Origin of the sequence: Tahibacter sp. (genome assembly GCF_032229445.1) — a bacterium.
Taxonomy (GTDB): domain Bacteria; phylum Pseudomonadota; class Gammaproteobacteria; order Xanthomonadales; family Rhodanobacteraceae; genus Tahibacter.
This window is the reverse complement of the sequence record NZ_JAVTWC010000122.1, coordinates 142,041-155,554: the sequence shown is the minus strand read 5'-3', so window position 1 is coordinate 155,554 and position 13,514 is coordinate 142,041. Positions and strand designations below refer to the sequence as shown.

Sequence of the window (13,514 nt, the reverse complement as noted above, 5' to 3'; positions counted from 1 at the left end):
CGCTCAGAACCACAGGTTCTGATCACTCTGAACGCCCAACGGGCCGGGCGGACAAATGCCTGCGGAGCAGGCATTTGGCGGGGTTGTGAGGATCTGGTTTAGGTCACAAGAGCAACACTCCCGAAACTTGCCTGGTCCGTGAAGGAGACTGCCGCAGCGCCAGGCGCAGGCGCAAATCCTTGCGCCGCGGCTATACCTGATGTCTGATCCGGTATCGCATTGTTATACCCGAGGCCGAAGCATGAGCGCCGGACAGACCCTGGTGCGCAATATCCGCAGCGTATTGCGCCAGCGCGGCATTACCTACAAGCAGCTTGCGCTGCTGCTGGATCTCAGCGAGCCGACGATCAAGCGCGACCTCAGCCGCGGGGATTTCTCCCTGGGCCGGCTCGACCGCATCTGCGAGGTGCTGGAACTGAGCCTGTCCGATCTCGTCGATGGCGGCCAGGCAAGCGCGAGCCTGCAGGAGCTCAGCGAAGCGCAGGAGCGCGCCCTCGTGCGCGATCCGCATTTGCTGTTGCTGACCTATCTGCTCGTCAACGACTGGAAATTCGGCGAGATCACCGCGACTTATGAGTTCGACGAGACCCGTCTGGTCAGCCTGCTGCTGCGGCTCGACGAGCTGGGCATCGTCGACTACCGCCCGCCGCGGCGCGTCAAGAAGCTGACCGCGCGCAATTTCGCCTGGCGCCGGGACGGGCCAGTGCACGAGTTCTTCCTCGCGCGCGTCGCCGGCGAATTCCTGCGCGGTTCGTTCGATGGCATCGGCGACGAGTTACGGTTCCTCAGCGGCATGCTGTCGATGGGTTCGCGCACGCGCATGAAGACCGCGATGGTGCGGCTGGCGCAGGAATTCGACGAACTGGCGCGCCAGGATGCGCGCCTGCCGCTGGTCGACCGCGACGGTTTCAGCCTGATGCTGGGATTGCGCCAATGGGAGTTTTCCGAGTTCACGCGCCTTCGACGCGCGCGAAAGTCATGATGACAATCATCGCGCCGCCGCCGGACGCGGCTGGTGGCCTGTCATGGATGAACGGTAGAGAGCTGTTATCGATTCGTCCGTTGCCGACCACCTGGACGCGGGCTATGCCAGAATCTCGCGGGCGCAGCGCGCCTGCACCGTATGTACGCCGCTTCAGGAAATCATGGATATGAAAACGACACTTCGCTGCTTGCCTGCCCTGTTGATCGCCGCGCTGGCAGCTCCGCTCGCCCACGCCGAAAAGCCGATGGCCCTCGACCGCATCTATTTTTCCGTCGGCGCCTACCAGGCCGACAGTGATGCGGATGCGCGCATCGACGGCGCCAACGGCCTCGTCGGCAGCGACGTCAACTTCGAGGACGATTTCGGCCTGACCGAGAACCGCACAGTTGGTCGCGCACGTTTTGGCTTCCTCGTCGGCGACAGTCAAGGCATCGAAGTCGACGGTTATCGTTTCCACCGCAGCGCAAGCGAGACGCTGGACCGCACGATCAACTACGACGGCAGCACGTTCAACGTCAACGCGCAGGTCAAGGGCTCGCTCGACATGGACTTCGCGAGCGTCGCCTGGCGCTGGTGGATTCCGGCCGGCGAGCGCAGCGTCTGGGGCATCGGCCTCGGCGGCGGTTTCTACCGCGTCGCGGGTGAACTCAGCGGGCAGGGTTCGCTCAACGGCAACACGCAGCAGCTCACCCTGCGCGAAAGCGCTTCTGCCTGGGCGCCGCTGGTCGAACTCGGCTGGCGTCACGCCTTCAGCGAGAACGCACGTCTCTACGCCGACATTTCCGGCGTGCGCAAGAACAGCGGCTCGCTGACCGGCCATATCTACAACCTGTCGGCGGGCTTCGAATATTTCCCCTGGCAGCATCTGGGCTTCGGCGCCGAATACGGCTGGCAGCGCATCAAGATCGAAGCCGAAAAGCGCGATTTCGACGGCGAGCTCAATATCCGCCTGAGCGGGCCTTCGGTGTTCATCAAGGCGCGCTATTGAGGGCAGAAATGGAGGGGAGCGTAGAAAGGGGCGAGCGAGCCACGGGCGCGTCTTTCTACTTTTTCACGCTTTCCTCGCTTCTCCCCACGCCCTACTGATTTCCGCTCGCGCATTCGCGGCCGAGATCGCCGGTGATCCGTAGCTGTGTCGGCGGCGTGAGGAATTCCAGGCGGCGCTGAATGGCGGGCGTCATCCAGACGGTGCCGTCCTCGCCGACCAGTACGACGCAGGCGACGCCGAGTGAACGCGCGATGCGCTCCAGATCGGCCGGTCCGGCCACCATCAGTACGGTCGATGCGACGTCGGCGGTGACGGCGTCGCCATGGATGACGCTGACCGCGGCCACACCGCGTGCCGGCTGTCCGGTGCGCGGATCCAGCACATGGCCCCAGCGCTGGCCGTCGGCTTCGCGGAACTTGTTGTAGTTGCCCGAGGAAAACAGCGCCTCGTGGCCGCGCAGTTCGGCGCCCGCGAGCGTTTCATGCTGTGGTGAGCGGATGCCCACGCGCCAGGGGCGATCGACTGCATGTCCGAGCGCGAGCACGTCACCGCCGACGTTGATCAGCGCATTGGCGATGCCGCGTTCGCGCAGCAATGCGGCGATCTGTTCGGCGGCATAACCTTCGGCCAGGCCGTTGAGGTCGAGCTGTATCGCGCGGTTGCGCGAGGCGACGGTGCCGTCTTGGGCCACGACCAGGTCATCCATGCGTGGCTGTGTGGCCAGCGTCGCGGCGATGTTCTGCGCCGGCGGCGGCGGCGCGGTGATCGGATAGTCTCCGGTGTGAAAGCCCCACAGGTCGACGAGACTGCCGATGGCCGGGTTGAACAGTCCGTCGCTGGCGACATAGGCCTGCTGTGCCTGGCGCAGCAGCCCGCTGAGTTCTGCCGAGGTCTGGTAGGGCTGGCCCTGGGCGATGGCCGCGTTGAGGCGCATCAGGTCGCTCATTTCCCACGGATGCCACGCACGCTGGTCGCGTTGCAGCAGTTCACCGATCGCGCCGAAGGCGGCAGCGGCATCGGCTTCGGACGCTCCGCGCAGCTCGACTTCGGTCAGCCCACCGAAGATCACGAAGCTGGCCTTGCGCGGCGCGTCGGCCTGTTGCTGGCGGTAGAGCCAGACCGCGCCCAGGAGCAGCGTCGCGGTGAGCGCCGCGAAAAGCAGATGGCGCTGCATGCCCCGGCTATTCCCAGTGTTGCCGGCCGCGATCCAGCCAGCCTTGTACCAGGGCGTGATCTTCCGGGCTCAGGTCGATGAAGCGCAGGCCGATCCAGTGTTGGCCCGGCACGGCGGCCTGCTCCGTCCACTGTTCATGCATGCCGATCTCGACGTGCTGCAGCTTGCCGCGTTCGTCCGGCAACTGGAACGAGAACTGGTACAGCGCGTCTTCGCGTGCCGGGCGATGGCTGGCGAGCATCATGCCGTCGATCGACAGGTTGACGATCTGCCCGGCCGCTTCGCCGGTGATCGCATTGGTGACCTGGATGACTTCCTCGGCGCGGCGGCGCGGCGCCCGGCGGTGTTCGACCATGGCGGGTTCCCTCAGGTGGCGGACTGTGGCGCGGGCTTGCCCGAGAATTGCTTGAGCGTGCCGACGATGGCGCCCCAGGCGCGGTCGATCAGCGAATCGCGCTCCTCGGTGACGATGCGCGCCTGCTTGCGGACGATGTCTCGCGCCAGCTGCTGCAGCGTACGTTCCTCGGTGCGCGCACCGCGCTGGTTCACGAACAGGCAGCGCCCGGTCAGCGTCGAGAACCAGGACAGCTTGCGCCGCACGGTCTCACCCTGCTGGTTGAGCACGAACTCGAACCAGGTGCCGTACGGCACGGTCTTGAGGCGTTCGAGGGTCTGGCGTTCTTCTGCGTTGAGGATCAGCGGCTCGCCAGCGCCCGGTGGCGCCGAATTGACGGGCGAACCGGATCGCGCGGATTCGGCCGCAGCGACGGTGGTGGCCGCTGTGGTCGCCGCGGCCGACGGCTGGGTCTCTTCACCGAGGCGGGTCTTGGCCTTGAGTCTGAGGGCGAGCTCGGTGCGGGTTGCGGTGCTGTCGTCCTTCGGTGTTTCACTGTCACCGAGTAGCTGCAGCAGCATGCCCTGCACTTCGTCGGGGTGGAAACCGACCTGGCTCAGTCCCTGCTCGATGTCGCCGCGCAGCCCGGTGGTATACGCAGTTGGCCCGGCGACGAGCTGATCGACCACGCCGATGCGGCGCCGGTAGGCGTCGGATTCCTCGCCCTGGCGCAGGATGGTCAGCGCGAGCACGTCGGTCCAGGCCTGTTCCAGCAGGGCGCGTACGAGCCGCTGGACTTTCCTGTCCTGCAGTCGCTCGGCGACAGCCTGCACCGCGCGTCCGCGCGCGAGGTCCAGGCGCTCGCGGCCCTTGGCTGCATCGACATGGCGGCGCTCGGCCACTTCGGCCTTGCGCGCCAGCGTGCCCATGTGGCGGCTGAGGTCGGTCAGCAGCTCGTCGAACAGTTCGTCGCGGCCGTCGAACTCGGCGCCGACGCGGTCGACCACGAGTTGCATCTTCTCGACGAGCAGGCGGTCGGTTTCGCCTTCGCTCTCGTCGATCCAGTACTGGCCGGTCTCCGCGACCGCGTTGAGCAGCTGCCGTGCCGGATGGCTGCGGCGGGTGAAAAAGCTCTTGTCGCGCAGCGCCACGCGCAGCACCGGCACCTGCAGTTTGGTCAGCAGCGACTGGGTCGCACTGGTCGGGCGCATGTCCTTGGCGATGAAATCGAACAGCATGCCGACGAGATCGAGGGTGTCGGTGTCGACCTCGCTGAGCTGTGGCGGACGGCCGTCCGGCGTGAACTGGCGCAGCTGGTTGAGCAGATCCTGTTTCAGGTGCGCGATGTTGCGCTGGACCAGGCGACCGCCGAGCACCATCGGCGCGGCAGGCTTGGTCTGCAGGCTGCCGAGCACCGACTGCAGGTCTTCGTTGCTGGCTACGTAGTCCGACAGCGCGGCGGCGTTGACGGGTATCTGCCCACGCACCTCGCGTCGTCCGGCCAGCAGTTCGCGCAAGGTTTGGAACAGCTGCGAGTCGCGGGCGTCCTCGGCGGGCGGCGCACTGGCCGCAAGGCGCGATGCGGTATCCGCCGCAGGTGCGAGCGCGGCGGGCGTCGATGCGGTGCGTGGCGGTGTCGGCTTGGCAGCGGCAGGTGCATCGGCCTGGCTCGGCGGCGGCGTGGTGCCACCGAAGCGCGAGGCGGCCTGCAGATGGCGCAGGATGCGCTTTTCGATCAGATAGTCGTTGACCGCACCGAACAGGATGCCGGCTTCGACCATGCCGAGGCGATCGAACTGGCGGTACAGCAGCAGGCGATGGTCGATCGCGATGCCCAGGCAGGCAGTGGCATAGCGCAGCGCCTGGCAGATCTGGTGCGGACCGATCGGGAGGCTTTCGGCATCGAGCGCCGGCGCGCCCGCGAGGACGCCGAAACGATGGCCCAGCGCGTAGAGCAACTGGCTGTGGCGGATCTCGGCCTTGGTCGCTATTTCCTGCAGCGCGATGCTTTCCTCGAGATCGCGCGTCTCGACCAGGGCGAGCTCCTGGAAGCGCCGGGCCGGCGGCGCGGTGCTGATGACCTGCTTGCCGTCGAACTGCGCCAGCGCCGATTCGAGCGACAGCATGAAGCGCGGCGCGACATCGGCGCGGCCGCGCTTGACCTCGCGCAGCGACTCGAAGACGGCGTGCTGTTCATTGCTGCTGCGGGCCTTCTCGGCAAGTTTGAACAGCTGCTGCTCGTGCTCGTTCAGCGCCATCGACAGCCAACGTTCGAGCATGCCGCCGGCCAGCGACAGCACGCCCTCGAGCAACGAACGGACGCGTGGCGCCAGCACCTGCCGCGAGCCGAGGCTGATCAGCCGCACTTCACCATTCGGTCGTGGCACGGGTGCCGCATCCGTGAATTGCATAGCGGGTCCCTGATTCCCCCCAATGCCTGGATTGTATGCTCGGCTTCGTCGCGCCAGCCATAGCGGGAATGCCTATGAAGCACGCGCGAAATCCCTGCTCAGTCGTGGTCGCGGCGCGTGCTGACGCCGATCAGCTCATCCTGGGCATCGACGCGTACGCTGACCGAAATCGGTTTGCAGCACACCGCGCAGTCTTCGGTGTAGTCCTGATCGCCGCCGGACAGGTCGATGCTGGAGTCGAAGGACTCGCCGCAGTACGGGCAGTGCAGCTGGATGAATTCGAGCATCGGAACCTCGGGGTGGAAACAGTGAACAAGCGTGTCAGGGCAGGAACAGGCCGATCACGTCGTTGAGGAATCGCTTGCCCAGATCGGTCGGCCGTACCCGGTCGGCGTCGCTGACCAGCCATCCGCGTCGCTGCGCCTCGGCCATCGGACCGGCGATCTGCGCGTCGTCCAGGCCGGTGCGCGCGGCGAACAGGTTGCGCGGGTAGCCGTGCTCCAGGCGCAGCGCGTTGAGCATGAACTCGAACGGCAGCTGTTCGCCCGCGATCGGATCGTCGCCGCCGATGCCGCGTGGCGTGCCGGCGTGCACCAGGTAGGCATTTGGTGCACGCACTTTCCAGCGCCGCCGCGGCGCGGCGGCGGAGCCGCCGAGCTTGGCGTGGGCGCCGGCGCCGATGCCGAGATAGTCGCCAAATTGCCAATAGTTCACATTGTGCGCGCTGCGGAAGCCGGGTCGCGCATAGGCCGAGGTCTCATAGTGGTCGTAGCCCGCCGTGGCCAGGCGCTGCTGACAGGCTTCCTGCATGTCCCAGGCGAGATCGTCGTCGGGCAGTGGCGGCGGTCTGCGTGCGAACGCGGTGTTCGGTTCGAGCGTCAGCTGGTAGTGCGAGATGTGGGTCGGAGCCAGCGCCAGCGCCTGCTCGACGTCGGCCAGCGCCTGCGCCAGGTCCTGCTGCGGCAGCGCGTACATCAGGTCCAGGTTGAAGTTGTCGTAGCCGGCGGCGCGACCGAGCCGCACGGCCTGACGGACTTCGTCCGCGCTGTGGATGCGTCCGAGCGCGGCGAGCTTGCGGTCGTCGAAGCTCTGCACGCCAAAGCTCAGGCGATTCACGCCGGTGCGCCGGTAGTCTTCGAAGCGGCCGTGTTCGACGGTGCCGGGGTTGGTTTCCAACGTGATCTCGGCGTCGTCGGCGAAGTCAAGCCGCTGTCGCGCGCCGTCGAGGATGGCGCCGATCGCCGGAGCCGAGAACAGGCTCGGCGTGCCACCGCCAAAAAACACGCTGACGACGGAGCGGCCGGCCAGCACCTCGCCGTAGTCGCGCAGATCCTGATCGAGGTCGGCCATCAACGCGGACACGTAGGCGCTCTCGGGCAGGCCAGCGGGTGCGGTATGCGAATTGAAATCGCAGTACGGGCATTTGCGCACGCACCACGGAATGTGCACATAGAGCGCGAGTGGCGATGCGCTCACGGCTTGGTGTGCGTGCGCCGCAGTTCGCGCCGCAGGCCTGCCATCAGCGCGGCGACGGCCTGGCCGCGATGGCTGCGCCGGTTCTTTTCGACGGGTTGCAGGTCCGCGGCGGAACCGGCGAAGCCGTGGGGCTGGAACAGCGGGTCGTAGCCGAAGCCACCATCGCCCTGTGGCCGGCTCAGCACGCGGCCAGCCCAGCGGCCTTCGGCAAGGAGCGGCGACGGATCCTCGGCGTGGCGCAGCAGCACGAGGCAGCAGTAGAAGTACGCGCCGCGCCGCGTTTCAGGCAGCTCGCCGAGGTCGGCCAGCAGCCGCGCGTTGTTGGCCGCGTCGTCGCCGTGACGTCCGGCGTAGCGTGCCGAATACAGGCCCGGTGCGCCGGCCAGCGCATCGACACAGAGGCCGGAATCATCGGCCAGCGCCGGCAGGCCGGTCACGCGGGCCGCGTGGCGCGCCTTGATGAGCGCGTTTTCCACAAAACTGAGGCCGCTCTCGTCCGCGTCGCCGACGCCGAGCGAGCCCTGCGCCACGACTTCGAGTTCCAACGCCGCGAGCATCTCGCCCAGCTCGGCCAGTTTGCCGCGGTTGCCGCTGGCCAGGACGATGGTCTTCACCGTCGGCTTCAGCCCGCCAGCGCTGCGCGTTGCGCCGCGATGAGTTCGGTGACGCCCTTGCCGGCGAGCGCCAGCATCTGTTGCAGCTCGTCGCTGCGGAAGGCGTGGCCTTCGGCCGTGCCCTGCAACTCGATGAAGCCACCACCGTCGTTCATGACGACGTTCATGTCGGTGTCACAGCCGGAGTCCTCGACATAGTCCAGGTCCAGCACCGGTACGCCCTTGACGATGCCGACCGACACGGCGGCGATGGCGCCGAAGACGGGGTCCTTCTTTATCAGGCGCCGCGCCTGCAGCGAGCGTATCGCGTCGACGAGCGCGACGTAGGCGCCGGTGATCGCGGCGCAGCGCGTGCCACCGTCGGCCTGCAGCACGTCGCAATCCAGCGTGATGGTGCGTTCACCGAGGGCGTTGCGATCGACGCAGGCGCGTAGGCTGCGCCCGATCAGGCGCTGGATTTCCATAGTGCGGCCGCCCTGACCGCCGCGCGCCGCTTCGCGCTGAGTGCGCTCCTTGGTCGCCCGCGGCAGCATGCCGTATTCGGCCGTGATCCAGCCTTCGCCCTTGCCACGAAGGAATGGCGGGACTTTTTCCTCGACGCTGGCAGTGCACAGCACGCGCGTATTGCCGCAGGAGATCAACACGGAACCTTCCGCGTGGCAGGTATAGCGGCGCTGCAGGGTGAGCGGGCGCAGCTGGTCGGACGCGCGACCATCGGGGCGCAGAACTGGGGTCATGGGCGGGAACTTGGGGAAAGCGGGCGGCGAGTTTACCATTGCGGCCCTTTTCCCGACCGGGACCGACATGATCCGTAGCATGACCGCGTACGCCAGCGCCGAGAGCGTCACCCCGCTGGGTTTGTTGTCGTGCGAGCTGCGCTCGGTCAACCACCGCTACCTCGAGCTCAGCCCGCGCCTGCCGGAAGAATTGCGCACCGTGGAGTCTCAGCTGCGCGAACGCGTCGCGGCCAAGCTCACCCGCGGCAAGGTCGACCTCGGGATGCGCCTGCGCAGCAACGGTTCGGCGGCGACAGGGCTGCAATTGAACGAAGCCCTGCTGGCGCAGTTGCAAGAGGCGGCCACGCGTCTGGCGCCGCGTTTTCCGGGTCTGAGCACGGATTTCGTCGGCCTGCTTGGTATCGACGGCGTGATGGTCAAGCCCGAAGTGGACCAGACCGAACTGCAGACCGCCGCGCTGGCGCTGCTGGATGAGGCGCTGGACGACATGGTCGCGACGCGGCTGCGCGAAGGCGAGCGACTCGCCGGATTCATCGCCGAGCGCCTCGACGGCATCGCCGCCGCAGTCGCCCAGGTACGCGGCTGGCTGCCGGAGATCCGTGTCGCGCTGCGCCAGAAGCTCGAGACCAAGCTCGCCGATTTCCGCCAGGGCACGGATCAGACCCGGCTGGAGCAGGAACTGGTGCTGCAGCTGTCGCGTATCGACGTGGACGAGGAACTGGACCGCCTCACAGCCCATCTGGCCGAGGCGCGGCGCATCCTCAAGCTCAACGATGCGAACGGTCGCCGACTCGATTTTCTCATGCAGGAGTTCAATCGCGAAGCCAATACGCTGGGCTCCAAGTCGGTCGACCAGCGCACGACCCAGGCCGCTGTCGAGCTCAAGGTGCTGATCGAGCAGATGCGTGAGCAAGTCCAGAACATCGAGTAGATGACCATGCCCGGCACCTTGTTCATCGTCGCCGCCCCTTCCGGCGCAGGCAAGTCCAGCCTGGTCAATGCGCTGCTCGAGCGCGAGCCCGGCATCGTGCTGTCCATCTCGCATACGACGCGGCAGCCGCGGCCGACCGACAAGGACGGCGTGCACTATCACTTCGTCAAACGCGCCGAGTTCGAGCTTCTGATCGAGAAAGATGCGTTTCTCGAGCACGCGGAGGTTTTTGGCAATCTCTACGGTACCTCGCGCGCGACGGTCGCCGAACGATTCGCCGCGGGACGCGACGTGTTGCTGGAGATCGACTGGCAGGGCGCGCAGCAGGTGCGCCAGAAACTGCCCTGCGTCAGCATCTTCATCCTGCCGCCTTCGCGTGAGGAACTTCTGCGGCGCCTGCGCACGCGCGGCTCCGACAGCGAGGCGGTGATATCGCGACGCACCGCCGAGGCGCGCGTCGAGATGGCCCATTGCCGCGAATTCGATTACATCATCGTGAATGACGATTTCGCGACGGCCCTGGCCGAGCTGCGCGCGATCGTGACCAGCCAGCGCCTGCGCTGCGACAAGCAACTGGCACGGCATGAGGCGCAGATCGCGGACCTTCTGAAACCGGACTGAACGTGCGCGCTTCCGCCGGCGCCGGGCATGGCTTAAGGTAGCCGGGGTTTGCGCTGCGAATCCTCGGGTTTCTCTGCTTGCTTCATCCCCCCCCACTATCCCGGCGCCACCGATGAGTGCAGTTTCCACATCGCATACAGATGCACTTGTTCGCATCCGGGGGCTGCGTACGCAGCTCGGATCCAAGATCATATTCGACGGCGTCGACCTGGACATCCCGCGCGGCAGGGTCACGGCCATCATGGGGCCTAGCGGCACCGGCAAGACCACCCTGCTGCGGCACATCACCGGCCAGCTCGTGCCGGATGCGGGTGAGATCCTCGTCGACGGCCATGATCTTGCAAAGCTCGACCGCAATGCGCTGTTCGATCTGCGTGAGCGCATCGGGTATCTGTTCCAGAACTCCGCCCTGCTGACCGATTTCAGCGTCTTCGAGAACGTCGCGTTCCCACTGCGCCAGCATGCGCGGCTGCCGGAAGAGCTCATCCGCAACATCGTGCTGACGAAACTGCAGGCCGTCGGCCTGCGCGGTGCGGCGGAGCTGATGCCAGCAGAACTGTCCGGCGGTATGGCGCGTCGCGTCGCACTGGCCAGGGCCATCGTGCGCGATCCGACGCTGCTGATCTACGACGAGCCCTTCGTTGGCCTCGATCCGATTGCCCTGAACCAGGTGGTCAAGCTCATTCGCGTGCTCAACGAAACGCTGGGGCTCACCAGCATCGTCGTCGCACACGAGCTGTCCGCGATCAGCCGCGTTTCCGACGAGATCTATCTGCTCGCCGCCGGGCGCGTGGCTGCGCACGGTACGCCGCAGGAACTCGTGCGTGGCGCCAGCGACTGGACCCGCCAGTTCTTCGGCGGCGAAGCCGACGGCCCGGTCCCGTTCCACTATCCGGCGCGCGACTATGCCGCCGACCTCGGCTTTGCGCAGGTGCGCCCATGAGCGAAAAACGCGACCGCGGCAGCCGGCTTGGCGATGGACTCGCCCAGGTGGGTGCGCTCGGCCTGTTCCTGCTGCAGGTGCTCGCCGCGATCCCGCGCAGCTTGCGCTATTTCGCCGAGACCGTACGCCAGATCTTCTTCGTCGGCGCGATGAGCCTCGTCATCATCATCACCTGCGGCCTGTTCATCGGCCTGGTGCTGGGCCTGCAGCTGTACGAAGTGCTGTCGCGCTTTGGTAGCACCGCGTCGGTCGGAACGGTGGTCGCGATCGCACTGTACCGCGAGCTGGGTCCGGTCATCACTGCGCTGCTGTTCGCCGGCCGCGCCGGAACCTCGATCACGGCCGAGATCGGCCTGATGCGCGCCACCGACCAGCTCGCAGCCATGGAGATGATGGCGGTAGACCCGATGGCCTACGTCGTAGCGCCGCGCTTTCTCGCCGGCATCATCGCAATGCCATTGCTGGCCTGCATCTTCAATGCACTGGCGATCTTCGGATCGCATCTGGTCGCGGTGAGCTGGCTCGGGCTCGACAATGGCACGTTCTGGTCGAACATGACCGGCGCCGTCGATGTCTGGACCGACGTCATGAACGGTGTGTGGAAGAGTGCCGTGTTCGGTGCCGTCGTCACGCTCGTCGCCACGTTCCAGGGCTATACCACTGCGCCGACCAGCGAAGGCGTTGCCTACGCGACCACACGTACTGTGGTCTATTCCTCGATTCTTACTCTCGTCATCGATTTCCTGATGACGGCGTTCCTGATGTGATGCGGCGCGAGTGATGCCATGACCCAACGACGTTCCCACCAGATCGGTACCGGCCTGTTCATCCTGCTGGGCTTTACCGCGCTCGGCTACCTGGCGACCCAGACGACGAGCCTCGCAAACTATCGCCAGGGGCCGACCTACGCGCTGAAGGCGCGCTTCACCAACATCGGCCAGCTCAAATTGCGCGCGCCTGTGAAGGTTGCTGGCGTGCGCATTGGCAGCGTGAGCGACATCCAGCTTGAGCCCGACCGCCTCGAAGCGCTCGTGACCCTGGCGGTCGACAGGCGATTCAACCAGCTACCCGACGATTCGGCCGCGTCTGTGTTCACCAGTGGTTTATTGGGCGATCAGTACGTTGCGCTGAAGCCGGGCGGCTCGCCGGACATGTTCAAGGACGGCGACGAGATCATCCTCACGCAAAGCTCGGTACAGCTTGAAGAGCTGATCGGCAAATACCTCGTCGGCAGTGGCGATAGTCCCGCCAGGAAGCCTGAAGATGCCAAGCCTGCCGACCCCGCGACCGCTACCCCTGATCCTGCGACCCATTGAGGCTAGATCCATGAGTGTAATCCGCAAACTGCTGCCGCTACTGGCCGTGCTGCTACTCGCTGCCGTGCCGACCGTGCAGGCAGCGCCGGCCGACCCGAATGGAGTCGTGCAGGGCATCGCCGACGATCTCGGCAAGGCGCTCGAAGGACGCAAGGATGAGTTGAGCAGCGACCGCGACAAGCTGATCAAGCTCATCGACGGCATCGTGCTGCCGCACTTCGACATCGACTACGCGTCTATCCTCGTCCTCGGCCAGAACGCCCGCAGTGCGACGCCAGAGCAGCGTACGCGCTTCGCCAAGGCGTTTTACAACTCCATTGCCCACCGCTACGCGGAAGGCCTGCTCAACTACACGCGTGGCCGCATCGACATCGCGCCCTACAAGGGTGAGCTCAACGAGAAGCGCTCGCTGGTGCGCACCGAAGTCATTCTCGACGACGGCAAACGCGTGCCGGTCGACTATGCGTTCCGCAAGACCAAGGGCGGCGACTGGAAAGCCTACGACGTGATCATCGAAGGCATTTCCTACGTGACCAACTACCGCAACCAGGTGTCGGCCGAGATTGCGAAAACCAGCCTCGACCAACTGATCACGCGCCTGGAAACCCAGGGCGAAAAGGCGCTGGAAAGCCTGGAAAAGACGACCAGGCAATGACGACTGCCGCGCAATTGACGGTCTCGTCACCGGCGCCGGGCATCCTTGCGATGTCTGGCGCGCTCGTGTTCGCAACCGCCGCGAAGGCACTGGCCGACGCGCGGCCGGCTGTCGCTCGTGACGAGGTGACTACGCTGGATCTCGCTGGCGTGACCGCCAGCGACAGCGCGGGACTTGCAGTATTGCTCGCGCTGCGCCGCGCCGCGCAGGCGCGTGGCGTGACGATGGCCATAACGTCGGTGCCAGCCACCTTGCTCGCGTTGGCGCAATTGGGCGAAGTGGAAGACTTGCTCGGTATCCGCGCCTGACGCAGGCGCTGAACGCCGCCG

16 protein-coding genes are annotated in these 13,514 nt (G+C 66.2%); 9 read left to right on the top strand and 7 right to left on the bottom strand.

What is annotated here, in order from left to right:
* Positions 1-241: 241 nt before the first annotated feature.
* Together RUU78_RS23105 and RUU78_RS23100 are read left to right on the top strand one after the other, a co-directional pair.
* Positions 242-982 carry a helix-turn-helix transcriptional regulator gene (locus RUU78_RS23105; RefSeq protein ID WP_313920116.1) on the top strand — a complete coding sequence of 247 codons (741 nt, stop codon included), beginning with the start codon at positions 242-244 and terminating at the stop codon, positions 980-982.
* A gap of 169 nt (positions 983-1,151) precedes the next feature.
* On the top strand, positions 1,152-1,973 hold the full coding sequence (locus tag RUU78_RS23100; RefSeq protein WP_313920115.1) for a hypothetical protein: 822 nt from the start codon (positions 1,152-1,154) through the stop codon (positions 1,971-1,973).
* A gap of 91 nt (positions 1,974-2,064) precedes the next feature.
* Here RUU78_RS23100 and RUU78_RS23095 read toward each other — a convergent pair whose 3' ends face one another.
* The 7 genes from RUU78_RS23095 to rph form a co-directional block, all read right to left on the bottom strand.
* Complete coding sequence (locus tag RUU78_RS23095; RefSeq protein WP_313920114.1) at positions 2,065-3,147, bottom strand: FAD:protein FMN transferase; 1,083 nt, start codon at positions 3,145-3,147, stop codon at positions 2,065-2,067.
* Between the two features lie 7 nt (positions 3,148-3,154).
* Positions 3,155-3,502, bottom strand: coding sequence for a PilZ domain-containing protein (locus RUU78_RS23090; RefSeq protein ID WP_313920113.1), 348 nt, complete (start codon positions 3,500-3,502; stop codon positions 3,155-3,157).
* 11 nt (positions 3,503-3,513) lie between these two features.
* On the bottom strand, positions 3,514-5,868 hold the full coding sequence (locus RUU78_RS23085) for a DUF1631 domain-containing protein (RefSeq protein WP_313920112.1): 2,355 nt from the start codon (positions 5,866-5,868) through the stop codon (positions 3,514-3,516).
* Positions 5,869-5,990: 122 nt separating this feature from the next.
* Positions 5,991-6,179, bottom strand: coding sequence for a CPXCG motif-containing cysteine-rich protein (locus RUU78_RS23080; protein ID WP_313920111.1), 189 nt, complete (start codon positions 6,177-6,179; stop codon positions 5,991-5,993).
* Positions 6,180-6,213: 34 nt separating this feature from the next.
* Positions 6,214-7,368, bottom strand: coding sequence for a radical SAM family heme chaperone HemW (gene hemW, locus RUU78_RS23075; RefSeq protein WP_313920110.1), 1,155 nt, complete (start codon positions 7,366-7,368; stop codon positions 6,214-6,216).
* Entirely contained in the window at positions 7,365-7,982 is a 618-nt protein-coding gene (gene rdgB / locus RUU78_RS23070; RefSeq protein ID WP_313920109.1) for an RdgB/HAM1 family non-canonical purine NTP pyrophosphatase, read from the bottom strand. The genes hemW and rdgB overlap by 4 nt, the downstream gene beginning before the upstream one ends.
* Before the next feature lie 8 nt (positions 7,983-7,990).
* Entirely contained in the window at positions 7,991-8,719 is a 729-nt protein-coding gene (gene rph / locus RUU78_RS23065; RefSeq protein ID WP_313920108.1) for a ribonuclease PH, read from the bottom strand.
* Between the two features lie 67 nt (positions 8,720-8,786).
* Here rph and RUU78_RS23060 point away from each other — a divergent pair, with 67 nt between their 5' ends.
* From RUU78_RS23060 to RUU78_RS23030, 7 genes are all read left to right on the top strand, one after another.
* The gene (locus RUU78_RS23060) at positions 8,787-9,650 is read left to right on the top strand and encodes a YicC/YloC family endoribonuclease (RefSeq protein ID WP_313920107.1); all 864 of its coding nucleotides are present in this window, start codon (positions 8,787-8,789) and stop codon (positions 9,648-9,650) included.
* Positions 9,651-10,271, top strand: coding sequence for a guanylate kinase (gene gmk, locus RUU78_RS23055; RefSeq protein WP_313920106.1), 621 nt, complete (start codon positions 9,651-9,653; stop codon positions 10,269-10,271).
* A gap of 112 nt (positions 10,272-10,383) precedes the next feature.
* Entirely contained in the window at positions 10,384-11,214 is an 831-nt protein-coding gene (locus RUU78_RS23050) for an ABC transporter ATP-binding protein (RefSeq protein WP_313920105.1), read from the top strand.
* On the top strand, positions 11,211-11,981 hold the full coding sequence (mlaE, locus tag RUU78_RS23045) for a lipid asymmetry maintenance ABC transporter permease subunit MlaE (protein ID WP_313920104.1): 771 nt from the start codon (positions 11,211-11,213) through the stop codon (positions 11,979-11,981). Before RUU78_RS23050 ends, mlaE begins: the two co-directional genes overlap by 4 nt.
* 18 nt (positions 11,982-11,999) lie before the next feature.
* On the top strand, positions 12,000-12,530 hold the full coding sequence (gene mlaD / locus RUU78_RS23040; RefSeq protein ID WP_313920103.1) for an outer membrane lipid asymmetry maintenance protein MlaD: 531 nt from the start codon (positions 12,000-12,002) through the stop codon (positions 12,528-12,530).
* 19 nt (positions 12,531-12,549) lie between these two features.
* On the top strand, positions 12,550-13,185 hold the full coding sequence (locus RUU78_RS23035; protein WP_313920123.1) for an ABC transporter substrate-binding protein: 636 nt from the start codon (positions 12,550-12,552) through the stop codon (positions 13,183-13,185).
* A complete protein-coding gene (locus RUU78_RS23030) occupies positions 13,182-13,493 on the top strand; it encodes an STAS domain-containing protein (RefSeq protein ID WP_313920102.1) in 312 nt (103 codons plus the stop codon). The genes RUU78_RS23035 and RUU78_RS23030 overlap by 4 nt, the downstream gene beginning before the upstream one ends.
* Positions 13,494-13,514: the final 21 nt, after the last annotated feature.

What these genes read in the sequence shown, in the direction of transcription:
- mlaD (WP_313920103.1), top strand. Translation starts at nt 12,000, where the DNA reads ATGACCCAACGACGTTCCCACCAGATCGGTACCGGCCTGTTCATCCTG.
- RUU78_RS23105 (WP_313920116.1), top strand. Translation starts at nt 242, where the DNA reads ATGAGCGCCGGACAGACCCTGGTGCGCAATATCCGCAGCGTATTGCGC.
- RUU78_RS23090 (WP_313920113.1), bottom strand. Translation starts at nt 3,502, where the DNA reads ATGGTCGAACACCGCCGGGCGCCGCGCCGCCGCGCCGAGGAAGTCATC.
- RUU78_RS23060 (WP_313920107.1), top strand. Translation starts at nt 8,787, where the DNA reads ATGATCCGTAGCATGACCGCGTACGCCAGCGCCGAGAGCGTCACCCCG.
- RUU78_RS23100 (WP_313920115.1), top strand. Translation starts at nt 1,152, where the DNA reads ATGAAAACGACACTTCGCTGCTTGCCTGCCCTGTTGATCGCCGCGCTG.
- gmk (WP_313920106.1), top strand. Translation starts at nt 9,651, where the DNA reads ATGACCATGCCCGGCACCTTGTTCATCGTCGCCGCCCCTTCCGGCGCA.
- mlaE (WP_313920104.1), top strand. Translation starts at nt 11,211, where the DNA reads ATGAGCGAAAAACGCGACCGCGGCAGCCGGCTTGGCGATGGACTCGCC.
- RUU78_RS23050 (WP_313920105.1), top strand. Translation starts at nt 10,384, where the DNA reads ATGAGTGCAGTTTCCACATCGCATACAGATGCACTTGTTCGCATCCGG.
- RUU78_RS23080 (WP_313920111.1), bottom strand. Translation starts at nt 6,179, where the DNA reads ATGCTCGAATTCATCCAGCTGCACTGCCCGTACTGCGGCGAGTCCTTC.
- RUU78_RS23095 (WP_313920114.1), bottom strand. Translation starts at nt 3,147, where the DNA reads ATGCAGCGCCATCTGCTTTTCGCGGCGCTCACCGCGACGCTGCTCCTG.
- rph (WP_313920108.1), bottom strand. Translation starts at nt 8,719, where the DNA reads ATGACCCCAGTTCTGCGCCCCGATGGTCGCGCGTCCGACCAGCTGCGC.
- RUU78_RS23030 (WP_313920102.1), top strand. Translation starts at nt 13,182, where the DNA reads ATGACGACTGCCGCGCAATTGACGGTCTCGTCACCGGCGCCGGGCATC.